Genomic DNA, 12,890 nt, shown 5'->3' with positions numbered 1-12,890 from the left:
GAAAAAGTTCCGCATCACTCTGTTTATACAAAACCGCCTATTCCGTTTTGGTGCAAGGAGTGCCAGAAGGGCACCGAAGAATCGGCGTTGGTCCGTATTTCTGTATTCAAACAGGTTGTCATGCTTTTTAAAGATCTTCCGGCTGGGGCTACTATCGGGCTCTGGGCCTTGTTTGCCTGTACCTTTACGGCGCTGACCAGCGAGGTCGCCCCCGTAGGCATACTGATAGAAATGGCGCGGACCTTCCATATACAGGAAGGGGAAGCAGGGCTGGCCGTTAGTGCTTTTGCACTCATGGTGGCGCTGGGGGCCGTGCCGCTTACCATTATGACCGCACATATTGACCGCAAACGGCTGATGCTTGTCTCCCTTTCGGGGTATGTGGTGTCCAATCTGATGGTGGCTATGGCACCGACCTTTGTGCTGGTGTGCGCAGGGCGGCTTGTCGGTGGGCTGGCCCATGCGCTGCTTATGTCTATTGTCTCGGCCTACGCCGCACGTTTGGTGCCGCCCAAAATGACGGGGCGGGCAATTTCCTTCGTTTACGGTGGCACATCCCTTGGGGCCATTCTGGGGGTTCCGGGCACGGCTGCTGTCGGGCATCTGGCTAGCTGGCGCGTGGCTATGTACGTCATGACCGGTATTGCGGTTATGCTGACCATCTGCATTGCCTTTTTTCTTCCCCCCGTATCGTCCACCGTGCCCGTTAAGGAGAGCCTGCCCAGCATTGCGTCTCGCAAGGTGATGCGGGCTTTTCTGATTGTTGTTGCCGTGGATGCTGTGTTCTTCTTTGCGCACAACCTGCTTTACACGTATGTGACCCCGCTTTTGCTTGAACACGGTCTGCCAGATGGCGCATTGAGCATCGCGCTGTTGCTGACGGGCGCCTTGAGTATTCTGGGGCTATGGGGGGCCGGGCAGGTTGTGGATCGGCGGCCTGCTGCGGGTATGTTGGCAAGTGGTCTGGCCATGCTGGTAGGTATGGGGCTGATGTATGGCCATATCATTTCTGGCTGGGTGTCTGTCGGCGCGGTCGGGCTATGGTGTATTGGCTATTCCGCCATTATTCCCTTTGTGATGTCTGGCGCCATTCGGGCGCGGGCTACACGGGCCGATGTGGCGGGAGCCGCCATTAATGCGGCAAGTAATGTGGGTATTCTGTTGGGGTCTGCCGCAGGCGGAGCCGTGTTGACACATGCGGGCTTTGGGGTGCTGACACCACTTGCCATTGTGGTTGCACTTTGCGGTATTCTTATCGCCTTCTTCAGCCCGTCCGCGTTTCCCCATGTCCTGAATTCATCCGAACACGATGAGTAATTCATCAGGCACAAACAACGGGAGGGAGGCTGCATAGGCAGCCTCCCAAACCTTCAGGCTACAGGTAATCTGGCGGTCACGCGGTGCTTTTTGGAGCGTTTTCTCGCAGGAATGCTCTTTTTGGTGCTGTACATGGAGTGGTCAGCGTGGACCATAATGGCGGGGAGGTCCTGACCATCCTCCGGGTAGAGGCCGCCACCAATGCTGCCAGACAGATTGAGCTTGAGCGTGTTGGTTATAACGGGGCGCTTGAGTGATACCAGAAGCTTGTTTCTGATTGTGTCCAGCATGGTGCGGGATTGGATATTAGGCAAAAGAATACCAAATTCATCCCCGCCCAGCCGGGCGACATAATCACTTTTGCGGACACCTTTGCGCAGTCTGCGCGCCAGACTTTGAAGGACGTGGTCCCCAATGGCATGGCCATAGGTGTCATTAATCGGTTTGAACTGGTCAAGGTCGATCATCAGGAAGCCGATTACCTGATTGGGATCATCCTCCATTTCTTCATTCCAGCGTTCCATCAGGCCGCGCCTATTGCCAACGCCTGTTAGCTCATCTGTAAAAGCTTCTTTCTGAAGTGCACGGTATTTTCGCTTGATGTCTGATATATCGCGGAAAATCCCAATCGCAATGTCCATTTTGTGGAACAGTAGAGCGTAGTGCTGCACAATGCGTACCCGGCCATCTGTCCCTTTCAGGTCCAGTACAAGCTCGGGCATTTCGCTGGTTTCTTCCTTATCCGCCCGGCTTTTGGCCTGTGTGATCTGCTGGTGGATCTGCTCCCGTTGAGTGGGGTCAACGCAACAGGTGTCCAGCAGGCTGCTGACGGTTGTAATGTCATCGTTCGCAATGTGCCGGAACGCAGGGTTGCGTAGGATAATCTGACTGTCAGATAACCGAACGACAATCGCACCAATTGGAACCCGCTTGAAAAGCGTTTGCCCTAGAACCGCCAGATCAGGAAGGTTAGTAAAGTCGATCTCACCGGGTAGGGGAGGGGTTGCCATCGATGGGTGTTATCCTGTTCAGCTATTCAGGCCGGTCTGGTGGTCCCATAATCAATCGTTCAGCGGCCTGAAATTGCCAAAACGAACAGACGGGCTTGGAGAGCCGCAGGGCAGGAGCGCATGATGCCCGCGCATTATGTTAGCTATGATTCAACCCTAAATACAGCACAAGCAATGACATATATCAATCATTCAGCATTATCCGAAGTATGCGCGGGCGGAATGGCAGCAGGTCAGTCCCATTGTATTTTTGGCATAAAATTTAATGTTAGTGTAATACTAACAAAGTTGCCCCATATGGTTTTCTGGTTGTTGGGCTGTTGCTATGAGCATATGGGGCGTAAACTGATTAATCCTGCTTTTCAAAAGCTCCGGCAATACGAAGGCTGACATCGTCACTGACGTAAGGCACATACGTTTTTATACCAAAATCACTCCGTTTGATGGTGCCTGTGGCTTCAAAGCCAGTCGTGTACTTTTTGTCCATCGGATTTGTGCCAGCGCCAAGGAAGTGCACATTCAATGCCTCGAGTTTGGTAACGCCGTGGAGTGTGAGGTTGCCGGTAACGGTTGCATCGTTGGGCCCCGTCATTTTAACTGCCGTTGAAACAAAAGTGGCATTTGGGAACTTGGTGGCATCAAACCATTGCGGCCCTTTTAGTTCATCTGTCAGCCGTGTGTTGGTGGTTTGCACGGAAGTGACCGGAATGGTTACGGACAGGCTGGAATCTTCCGGTGTCAGCGCGTTAAGCTTCAGTGTGCCCGAAGCATTGGAGAAAGCCCCAAAGTAATTTGTAAATCCAAAATGCAGGACGGAAAAAATAACCTGAGTATGGGCTGGCTCCACACTGTAGATGCCAGATTGCGCTTCGGCTGTGTTGTTGTTGGTCCCGGCGAGTGCGGGGTTCATGGCACTGAATGCCAGCATGGTGGAAGTCGCTGAAGCCAAAAAGAAAGCGCGGGTCATGGCTGAAATTCTCCCAAGGAGGATGGTTGGCAACAATAGACCAAAACGTAATACGCATGGCGTGAGCATTTTGTTTCAGCTCGCCTGATATTTTTTCTGGACTGGCGTTGTTCAGGCTTATTTGGCTATCGGGTAATGGCAGGCCACTTCGTGGTTGGGTGCAATCTGCCGCAATGTGGGGGCGTCGGTCTGGCAGCGGGGTTGCACGGCGGGGCACCGGGTATGAAAACGGCAGCCAGAGGGCTTATTGACCGGGCTAGGAATTTCTCCGCGTAAGGGAGCATGATGCGGAACACCCACAATGGGGCGGGGTACTGCTTGTGTGAGGGCAAGAGTATAGGGGTGTGCAGGATTATGCAGAACGGTGTCTGTTTCTCCCAACTCCACAATGGCGCCCAGATACATGACGGCAACACGGGTCGATATCTGGCGCACCACAGCAAGGTCATGCGCTACAAACACATAGGTCAGGCCGAGCTGCTTTTGTAAGTCTGCGAACAGATTAACAATTTGGGCCTGAACCGAAACATCCAGCGCCGAAACAGGCTCATCCGCCACGATCAGGCGGGGGAAAGAGCAAGGGCGCGGGCAATGTTAATGCGCTGGCGTTGTCCGCCCGAAAATTCATGTGGGTAGCGGGCCAAAGCTGTACGGGGTAGACTGACCAGATCCATTAACGTGTTCAGTCTGTGTGTTATGGCGGTGCTGGACCAGCGGCCTCCGGCCGCTGTGTGGTGTACCCGCAAAGGCTCCGCCAGAAGGTCCCCCACCTGCCTGCGTGGGTTGAGCGAGGCATAGGAATCCTGAAAGACCATTTGCATTCGCTGGCGCATGGGGCGGAGTGTGCGCTCTGGCAGGCGTGTTATATCCTGCTCCTCGAAGACGATTTGACCGGCCGAAACATCCGTCAAACGGAGTAGGCAACGGCCCAGCGTGGATTTGCCACAACCGGACTCCCCAACCAGCCCCAGAACTTCCCCCGGCATGACAGAGAAGGACACCCCATCAACCGCCTTTAGGGTCTGGCCCCGTTTTAGCGTGTAAGTTTTATAGACCTCCCGCACCCTGAGGAGTGGAGTATCAGAAACTGGTGTGGCTGTGCCGGACTGTGGGGGCATGGGGGGAGAATGCATGTAACGCCTCACAGAACCGGTGTTGTTGGGGTGGTAAAGCGCGCAGGGAGAGGCGTGCCTTCTTTTGGCAGCACACAGGCGACCTCGTGATGGGGAGCAACGGTGTAAAATGCCGGAGGCGGTGCGGGCAGGCAGCTTGCGTGGGTATACACGCAACGTGGGGCAAAGGCGCAACCAGCCGGGCGCTCCACGGGCAGGGGAGGCCCACCGGGAATAGCAGGTAGCCTGTCCGGACGAGGGCCACTCATGGGCGGGATGGAGGCTAAAAGGGCCGCCGTATAGGGGTGCTGCGGATGCGCAAACAAGGCCTGCGTTGTTCCTGTTTCTGCAACTCTTCCAGAATACAGGACCAGAGTGTTGTCGCATGTTTCTGCCACAACGCCCATGTCGTGGGTTATTAGCAGGACGGATGAGCCATAGGTTTTGCGCAGGTTCCGCATCAGGTCCAGAATCTGGGCCTGCACGGTTACATCCAACGCGGTGGTCGGTTCATCTGCAATCAGCAGGGACGGGTTGCAGGAGAGGGCCATTGCGATCATGGCGCGCTGGCGCAACCCGCCAGAAAGCTGGTGGGGGTAGCGGTTGGCTGTGTTGGCCGGGTCGGGCACACCCATCTCCCCCAGCAGGTCCATAGTGCGTGCGCGGGCCTGCTTGCGGGAGAGCCTTTGGTGAACCCGCAACTGCTCATCAATCTGCCAGCCAATGGTATAAACCGGCGTAAAGGCGGTCATCGGGTCCTGAAAGATCATGGCGATCTCCTGTCCCCTCAGTTTGCGCAGTTGCTTGGGCGGCATGGCGAGCAGGTCATACCCCTTGAAGCGGGCCGAGCCAGTAATACGCACACCGGGTGCATCAATCAGCCCCATCAGCGCCATGGCGGTTACAGATTTGCCAGAGCCAGATTCACCGACCAGTCCCAGAATTTCCTCCCCACCGATGCTGAACGAAACGTTCTCGACAATAGGGATCATCTGCCCGCGTGAGGCAAAGCTTACACACAGGTTGCGGACCTCTAAGAGCGGTGGGCTGGGTGTTTTAGCGGGCATCGCGCACTCGGGGGTCAAGGAAGAGGTAGGCCGCATCCACAAGGGCATTGGCCAGCACGACAAATACGGCGGAATACATGACGGTCGCCATGATAAGAGGCAGGTCAAGGCTGTTCAGAGCCTGATAGGTCAGGCGGCCAACACCGGGCAGGCCAAAAACTACTTCTGTTAGCAATGCACCACCCCCAACAAGCTGGGCGAAGTCCATGCCAAAAAGGGAGACAAACGTAATCAGGGCAGTGCGCAGGCCATGGCGGAGGAGAATACGGGTGGGAGATAAACCTTTAGCCCGCGCCGTGCGCATGAAGTCCTCCCCCATGATGGCAACAAGGTCCGCCCGTAAAATGCGGCTGTAAATGCCAATAAACATAACGGCCAGAACACACCACGGAATAACCAGCGCACGAAACCAATCGAGCGGGCTTTGGGTAAAAGGCACATAACCAAGCCCCGGCACCCATGAGAAGAGCCATGTATCATGATAACGGTTCTGGGTGATCAGGTTCACAACCTGACCAAGCCAGAAAACGGGTATGGAAATACCGACCAGCCCCAGCATCATGAGCAGCCGGTCCAGCCATGATCCTTTAAACGCAGCGGCCAGCACCCCCATCCCAATGGACAGAACAACCCAGATAATCGCTGCGCCCGAAACAAGAGAGATGGTTACCGGAGCCGCACGCATGATTTCGGGGACCACCAGTTCACCACGGTTGGCGTAAGAGGCCAGATCACGCGTGATGAACAGTTTTTTCATCATAATGGCGTATTGCACGGGGAGGGGGCGGTCAAACCCATATTCCTTGCGGACTTTTTCCATGGTTTGGGGGGCGGCATTGCGCCCGGCAATCCGTGCGGTAGGGTCGGCACCCGGAGTGGCAAAAAAAACGGCAAAGACCAGCGCGGAAATACCAAACAGAACAAAAACCGTCTGGCCCATGCGGCGGAGGAGAGGCATGATCATGGGGTGTTTGTCCTCTTATTCACGCCGGGATGTGTCGCGCACGTCCAGTGCATCCCGCAGGCCATCACCCAGAATGTTCAGCGCCAGCACCACAGCCACGATGGCCATGCCCGGAGCAATGGCCACCATTGGGCGGGTGTAAATCAGCCCTTCACCATCCAGAATAATCGTGCCCCATGAGGCGGCAGGAGCTTGTACACCGATGGACAGGAAGGAGAGAGCACTTTCTGCCAAAAGCGCCATGGCCATGAGCAAAGGCCCCATAACAACCAGCGTGGTGCTGACGTTGGGCAGAATATCATGCAGCACAATACGCCAGCGTGGCACTCCAAGGCATTTGGCCGCTGTTACAAACTCCGCCTGCCGCAGGGCAATAACGCGCCCACGTACTGGGCGTGCCGCGTAGGGCACATAAACGAGTGCAATAATGACAATAGGAATAAGCAGGTTATCGGCTTCAATAACAAAAGGGCCGATCCGCAAACCTGAGGTGATTGTGACAATGGAAAGTGAGATGGCAAACAGGTAAACGGGCACCGCCCACATAATATCCATAATCCGGCACAGAATCATGTCCGTTATGCCGCCAAAAAAGCCAGCCGAAATACCAACCACACCAGCCATGACCAGACAGAGAACCGCAGCGCTGAAGGAGATAAGCAGTGAGTTCCGTCCCCCATAAAGCAGGCGGGCCATAATGTCGCGCCCCTGACTGTCCGCGCCTAAAAAGTAGGTTGTGTGCCAAGTTGGCCCAATAGGGCTGAGGCCCAGATGCAGCGGATTGTCATTGGGCTGCATAATGTCAGTTTCCTGCCCGTTCAGCGTAATGGTGCCCGCAACGTTGGAAAGGAACGGGTCTGTATGGGCAATGTGGCGCGCATAAAACGGGGCGCACAGGCAGGCGATGACAATAAGGGCCAGAATGGCAAGCGCGCCAAGGGCGGAACGGTTACGCAGCAGAGAGCGAAGTGCGCTTTTCCATGGTCCGGCGGAGGTTGAGGGCGTGTCGGACGGCTTTGTCATTATGCCTGCATTTATCAAGTCTGCGCGGTGGAGGTGAGTAACCTTGTGAGCCGGAGCGGGTGGCAATTCGGCTGGTATTTTGGACGTCCTTGGCGGCAAGGGCAAGTCTGCCTCTTTTGTGCCATGCCTCGGAGTGGGAATGCGGCATGTAGACACAAAAAAGGGGAGGCATTAATGCCTCCCCCCGTCTGCAACAGGTTGCAAGATGATGTGATCAGTTTTTGTAGTCCGGCTGTTCGCGGTCAAGCTTACGGCGCAGGGCTTTCCAGATCATCTGTCCCTGATCGGGGTCGGTATCAAACTGATTTTTGGTGCGGAGCAGTTTTTCTTCCGAAGGAATGTGTAGCGGCACCCCGGTGGACTGGGCAGCAATCTGAATCTTGCAGGCCTGTTCCATGTAATACATGCGGTAAAAGGCCTGCGCCACGGTGTTGCCAACAGTCAGCAGGCCGTGGTTTTGCAAAATAATGGCGTTGCGTGTGCCAAGGTCTCGTACCAGACGTTCGCGCTCGCTCAGGTTGTCGTCTGCGGCAATACCCTCATAGGCATGGAAAGCCACCGCACCATAAAATTCAATATTGATTTGGTTAAGTGGGAGAATGCCTTTGTCCTGCGCGGCAATAACCATACCTGCAACGGTATGGGTATGCATGACGCATGCTGCATCCGGCCGGTTGGCGTGGATGGCGGAATGGATAACAAACCCGGCCGGGTTGATGTTCCAGCTTGTTTTTTGCTGCGGAACACCATCCGCATCCACAATAACCAGGCTGCTTGCCGTTATCTCTTCAAACAGAAGCCCGTATGGGTTGACCAGATAACGGTGCCCTCCACCGGGCAGGCGGACGGAAAGGTGCGTATAAACCATATCCGTCATATTAAAATGCGCCATAAGCCGATATGCGGCCGCCAGATCCTCGCGCAGTTCCTGTTCTGTCTGCTGTGTGGTCATTGTTGCGGTGTCCTTAAATGCAAAAAGTTTGGTGTCAGGTTGAGGCAACGCGTTTGAAATGTCCAAAGGTCGCGGTTTTACGCGCTCCTTCGGGGAGTTTGATGTCGCCTTTTTCCACCTTGCGAACCAGATACTGGTAGGTCTGCAAGGCCTGCGCCCACATATGCTCGCCAATAGTTATGGTTTCGTAGGACGCATCATCTCCTTTGGCAAAAGCCGGTAGGGGACGGATCTGAGTGTGATAATCGCAGGCGTAAAAGAGCGGAAAGGAATAGCGTTCTTCAGCAACTTTACGTACCCGGTGTGCGGTTGCCACAAACTCGCCCGCGGTCATGACTTCAAGCATGTCGCCAATATTGACCACAAATGCTCCGGGGACCGGGGGGGCGTCAATCCAGTCTCCATGACCATTCATAACTTCCAGTCCCGGCTTGTCCGCCAGTAGGATTGTAAAGCATTCATAGTCTGTATGGGCGCCAATGCCGGGGGCGTCCTGTGCCTCGGCATCGTACGGATAATGGATCATACGGAGTTTGGACGGCGGAAAGTTGGCAACGGAATCAAAGTAGTTTTCTTCCAGCCCCAGTGCCAGAGCAAAACCACGGAAGAGTGTGCGGCCCAGATCAAAAACTGCACGGTAGTAGGCTTCCGCAGCCGCCCGAAAGCCGGGGAGGTCTGGCCAGTTGTTGGGGCCTAGCAGTGGGGTTCCGGCCTGCACCAGCGGGTGGTTGGCTGGGACTTCGTAGCCAATATCAAACGCTTCCTTGTGGTCCGGGCGACCTGCGGAATACACCTCCTCTCCCTCAGGCACAAAGCCTTTGTGGGTGGCGGAAGTGCCAATGTAATATTCCATTTTTTTGTCAAAAGGCTGGGCAAAAAAGTCACGCGCGGCTTTGCGCACCCCTTCGATCAGGTCATCTGGAACGTTATGACCGGAAATAAAAAGGAAGCCCACATTCCTAGCCGCATCGCCCAGCTTTTCCGCCACCGCCTGGCGTTGGGCAATATCGGAGCTGTACAGGCCACTGATGTCGATAACGGGAATACGGGTGAAAGTTTCGGTCTTTGTGGAAGCGGACATTAACCCAGTTCCTTCTTGCTGCCACAGTCTGCCATGGCGTGTTGAAAATGCTGGCGCTCGGTCTGGCCAGTCCAGATGTTGAGAGACCACAGATCTGCTACAGGCACGTTGGTAAACGGCAGGGTATGCAAATAGCCATCCGGCCCACATTCCGGGGTCATGGTGGTGGTGGCGTATCCACGTGCAAGCTGACTTTGCCAGATTTGCTGCCAGATGCTCTGGTGAAAGCGCAAAGCAGCTGCATATTCTGGTGCGCCGGGGTGGGGAGCCTGTGGCCCCTGATCATACCCTACGCGGGCCTGAATGTGGTGAACACGCTCTATAAAGGCCGACAGGTCATCTGCCGGGTCATCTAGCAGGCGTTCGCAGCAGACAACCCAGTGGCTTATATCGGCCGTAAACAGCACGTCTGGTAATTGCGCAATGACATCCAGCGTGACCCACGGCGTTGCCAGAATACGGGAGCGGTGGGTCTCAAAACAGCAGAGCACATCAGCCGACCGGCATACCTCCTGCGCATGGGCTATAAAGTCCACTTGCTTGCTAGCTGGCCAGCGGTCGTTACCTCCTAGCACGGTGACAAAACGGGGGTTCATGTGCAAGGCGCGGTCAACAGCCCCCCGGAGGTCATCCAGATGGTTCTGAATGGAAGCGCTCTGGTTGGGGATAACACCGCCACCTGTCATGGCAATGGCAATGTAGGGTGCGTCTTCATCGCGTAGAATGGCGGCGCATTCCTGCGCGGCGGTCAGTGTTGGGGGAATGCGGGCCTCCAGACCGTCAAATCCGGCGGCCCGCGCTTCCGCCAGTGGAATATCCCACCGGCGGCTGTCCCCCCATAAGGTGCGGAAAAGTTCAAAATCCATCAGCGCTTTCCCGGTTTCTGGTCAGGGATCAGAAGTTGTAGTGCAGGTCACAGCCGACCCAGCGGGGTGTCTGAATGTACTGGGCACGGTTGCCATCGCTCCCGGTAAAGGAATAGGTGGAGCCGTGGTTGTCCTGCAGGTTGTCAACGTAAACGGCAGCAGTCCATTTGCCGGTTTTGGGGCCAAATTCCATACGCAGGCCGAGCGAACTGATCTTGCTGGTTTTGGCGTTGCTGTCACCCAGTGCGGCCCACATGTTGTCCTTCCATGTGTAGCTGGCCTGCAGCGTGGTGCGGTAGCGGTTAAAGTTGATGTTGTAGCGTGCTACGGCACTCCAAGAGAAACGGGGCGCAAACGGAAGCTGAGAGTTGTGCGCAATCTTTGGGTCAAGTGTTAGGCCGGGTAGGGAGTCAACCGGGCTTTTGATCTGCGCATCCAGGTAAGCAAAGGAACCATGCAGATCGAGGTTGGGAATAACGTTGTGCAGCGTGGAGGAAATTTCGCCACCACGGGTGCGTGCGCGTGGAATGGTGCCGAGGGTCAGCGAGTTACTGGTTATGTTCGAGTTCGCATAGGGGTGGAAGGTCCCAAAGAACAGCGTCTGACGATTGTGGTATTCGTAGTCAAACAGCGAGCCTTCAAGGATAAGCTTGTTGTGCAGCAGTGAGGATTTGATGCCGACTTCATAAGCAATCAGATTTTCCGGACGGACATAGTCCAGTGCAGCGGGAGCCAGCACAGGTGCTGCAAAGTAGCTGCCTGCCTTATAACCGTTGGAGATGGTGCCGTAGGCGTAAGTGCCCGGCACAATCTGGTAACGCAGGCCAACGCGCCCGGTAAAGCGCTCATAGTCGTGGCGTTCGTTAAGATGGTTGATCGGACCGTCAAGCGTTGCATTGTAAGGGGCTGCAAGGCGTGGGCTACCAGCGCCAATGGCCGAATACATGGAGCCACCATTAAAGCCGCGCTCGTCGTAAGAAAAACGACCGGAGGCAATAAAGTCGAGCTTTTTCGTAACATTGGTCACCGTGTTTACATAAACGCCGGTGGAGAGATTCTGCTGCGAAAAGTGGTTGGTAAGGTTGACCATGCTGCCGGGGTCATCCATGCGGTAGCTGGTGTAGTTCCCGTCAATCTTGTCGTAAGATTCATACACACCAACGGTCAGATGCAAGATTTTAGCCAGATTCATGCGCAGGTGCATGTCATGAGACTGCGCAATGGCCGTATCATCCCAGCGATAGTCAGCGTATTTGGTGCCAACGCCGCCTGCGACCGTTGTGCCATCGGAGCGCACACCACCAGCAACGGTGCCCAGACCATCGTAGTTGTCCAGATCGTTACGGCGGTAGAAATCAACCCCCGTTGTGGATGAGAACGTGCCGAAGTCAAAGATTTTGGTGAAGTTGAGCGAAACACCGCCACCGTTTTCGTTACGCTGCGGAGGGGTATTCCCAACGTTGACAGCGTGAGGGTTGGGGTTGGTCCCTGCGCCACCATTGGCAACCGTATCCAGATCCTGAGGGGACGTGGAAGTGCCTTTGTCGCGCGTGTAGTGGATGTTCAGCAGGAAAGAGGATGTATCATCGACCGTAAATTTGGTCAGGTTACGGATTGCCAGCAAATCCTGCGAGCCATAACGTGCACCTGTGGTAACATCCTTTTGCCAGCCATCGCCTTTAACATAGTTGAAGGCCAAACGGTTGGAGATTTTGCTTGTAATGGGGGTGTTGATGGCAAAGCGGCCACGGTTTGTATTGTAGCTGCTGTATCCCCATTCTGCATACCCACCAAATTTGTCAGATGGTTTTACAGACTGAATGTTAATGCTGCCGCCCGTAGTGCTGCGCCCCATGTCAAAGCCCTGCGGACCTTTTTCTGTTGCAACGCTTTCCACATCAAGCATCTGGCCGGTGTAAAATACGGGGAAGGGGGCGAACACGCCATCCAGATAAATACCAATCCCGCCCATGTTGGTGCCAACATAGTCATCCAGGCCAACGCCACGGATGGAGAAAATGGGGGCAGAACCGGAGACAGCGTTGGTTGCTGTCACACCCGGGGTAAAGGATGCGATGTCCTTAGGGTTCTCGAGGTGGAGCGATCGCAGTTCCTGACCACTGATCACGTTAACCGTGGTGGGCTCGGACAGGTAGCGGTGGGTGTGGGACTGCGTGACCTCTACTTCCTCGGACCCACCTTGGCGAGGAGCCGTATTTTTGCGGCGTGGTGTGGCCCCCACACGTTTGTGGCCTGCGGCAATATGGCTTGTATCTGCGGACTGTGGGCTGGCCACGGGTGTTGCAGCCGTTGCCAGCGGGGAGGTGGATGCCAGAAGCAGGCAGGGCAGAGCTGGCAGGGTTACATACGCTGGAACCGAAGCCAGAAGACGGAAGGACCGACGTAAAAAATATGATTTCATGCCCGTATTCCTGTTTATTCCAGTTGGAACCGGCCCTGGGCTTATAAGGCAACCGGTCTTTTCATTTCTATTTGATAACGAAATATCCTCTTCATTCGTTTGAAAATGA

General features: G+C 55.2%; 10 protein-coding genes and 1 pseudogene. 1 reads left to right on the top strand and 10 read right to left on the bottom strand.

What is annotated here, in order from left to right; all coding sequences use genetic code 11:
- The first annotated feature begins 120 nt into the window (after positions 1–120).
- Positions 121–1,317 (top strand): MFS transporter, encoded by a 1,197-nt coding sequence (locus AGA_RS09180; protein WP_059024799.1) that lies wholly within the window; start codon positions 121–123, stop codon positions 1,315–1,317.
- Between the two features lie 53 nt (positions 1,318–1,370).
- Here the strand turns inward: AGA_RS09180 and AGA_RS09175 are convergent, their stop codons facing one another.
- The 10 genes and pseudogenes from AGA_RS09175 to AGA_RS09130 all read right to left on the bottom strand — a co-directional run bounded on the left by AGA_RS09175 (position 1,371) and on the right by AGA_RS09130 (position 12,781).
- Entirely contained in the window at positions 1,371–2,327 is a 957-nt protein-coding gene (locus tag AGA_RS09175) for a sensor domain-containing diguanylate cyclase (protein WP_059023958.1), read from the bottom strand.
- A gap of 349 nt (positions 2,328–2,676) precedes the next feature.
- Complete coding sequence (locus AGA_RS09170) at positions 2,677–3,294, bottom strand: YceI family protein (RefSeq protein WP_059023956.1); 618 nt, start codon at positions 3,292–3,294, stop codon at positions 2,677–2,679.
- A gap of 117 nt (positions 3,295–3,411) precedes the next feature.
- Positions 3,412–4,412, bottom strand: a pseudogene (locus AGA_RS09165) (ABC transporter ATP-binding protein).
- A gap of 23 nt (positions 4,413–4,435) precedes the next feature.
- The gene (locus AGA_RS09160; protein WP_059023955.1) at positions 4,436–5,473 is read right to left on the bottom strand and encodes an ABC transporter ATP-binding protein; all 1,038 of its coding nucleotides are present in this window, start codon (positions 5,471–5,473) and stop codon (positions 4,436–4,438) included.
- Positions 5,463–6,437, bottom strand: coding sequence for an ABC transporter permease (locus tag AGA_RS09155; RefSeq protein ID WP_059023953.1), 975 nt, complete (start codon positions 6,435–6,437; stop codon positions 5,463–5,465). Before AGA_RS09155 ends, AGA_RS09160 begins: the two co-directional genes overlap by 11 nt.
- Before the next feature lie 15 nt (positions 6,438–6,452).
- Positions 6,453–7,460: an ABC transporter permease gene (locus tag AGA_RS09150; RefSeq protein WP_059023951.1), complete on the bottom strand. Its 1,008-nt coding sequence runs from the start codon at positions 7,458–7,460 to the stop codon at positions 6,453–6,455.
- Positions 7,461–7,674: 214 nt separating this feature from the next.
- Positions 7,675–8,412: a class II aldolase/adducin family protein gene (locus AGA_RS09145; RefSeq protein ID WP_059023949.1), complete on the bottom strand. Its 738-nt coding sequence runs from the start codon at positions 8,410–8,412 to the stop codon at positions 7,675–7,677.
- A gap of 34 nt (positions 8,413–8,446) precedes the next feature.
- Positions 8,447–9,493, bottom strand: coding sequence for an isopenicillin N synthase family dioxygenase (locus AGA_RS09140; protein ID WP_059023947.1), 1,047 nt, complete (start codon positions 9,491–9,493; stop codon positions 8,447–8,449).
- Complete coding sequence (locus AGA_RS09135; protein WP_059023945.1) at positions 9,493–10,359, bottom strand: sugar phosphate isomerase/epimerase family protein; 867 nt, start codon at positions 10,357–10,359, stop codon at positions 9,493–9,495. The genes AGA_RS09140 and AGA_RS09135 overlap by 1 nt, the downstream gene beginning before the upstream one ends.
- Positions 10,360–10,387: 28 nt before the next feature.
- Entirely contained in the window at positions 10,388–12,781 is a 2,394-nt protein-coding gene (locus tag AGA_RS09130; protein WP_059023943.1) for a TonB-dependent receptor, read from the bottom strand.
- Positions 12,782–12,890 lie beyond the last annotated feature (109 nt).

This window comes from Acetobacter ghanensis, from assembly GCF_001499675.1.
Classification (GTDB): domain Bacteria; phylum Pseudomonadota; class Alphaproteobacteria; order Acetobacterales; family Acetobacteraceae; genus Acetobacter; species Acetobacter ghanensis.
Note: the sequence above shows the minus strand (reverse complement) of the source record. Positions and strands in the feature narration are given on the sequence as shown.

Coding starts and splice junctions, on each gene's coding strand:
- AGA_RS09145 (WP_059023949.1), bottom strand. CDS start 8,412: ATGACCACACAGCAGACAGAACAGGAACTGCGCGAGGATCTGGCGGCC.
- AGA_RS09180 (WP_059024799.1), top strand. CDS start 121: ATGCTTTTTAAAGATCTTCCGGCTGGGGCTACTATCGGGCTCTGGGCC.
- AGA_RS09155 (WP_059023953.1), bottom strand. CDS start 6,437: ATGATCATGCCTCTCCTCCGCCGCATGGGCCAGACGGTTTTTGTTCTG.
- AGA_RS09170 (WP_059023956.1), bottom strand. CDS start 3,294: ATGACCCGCGCTTTCTTTTTGGCTTCAGCGACTTCCACCATGCTGGCA.
- AGA_RS09135 (WP_059023945.1), bottom strand. CDS start 10,359: ATGGATTTTGAACTTTTCCGCACCTTATGGGGGGACAGCCGCCGGTGG.
- AGA_RS09130 (WP_059023943.1), bottom strand. CDS start 12,781: ATGAAATCATATTTTTTACGTCGGTCCTTCCGTCTTCTGGCTTCGGTT.
- AGA_RS09140 (WP_059023947.1), bottom strand. CDS start 9,493: ATGTCCGCTTCCACAAAGACCGAAACTTTCACCCGTATTCCCGTTATC.
- AGA_RS09150 (WP_059023951.1), bottom strand. CDS start 7,460: ATGACAAAGCCGTCCGACACGCCCTCAACCTCCGCCGGACCATGGAAA.
- AGA_RS09175 (WP_059023958.1), bottom strand. CDS start 2,327: ATGGCAACCCCTCCCCTACCCGGTGAGATCGACTTTACTAACCTTCCT.
- AGA_RS09160 (WP_059023955.1), bottom strand. CDS start 5,473: ATGCCCGCTAAAACACCCAGCCCACCGCTCTTAGAGGTCCGCAACCTG.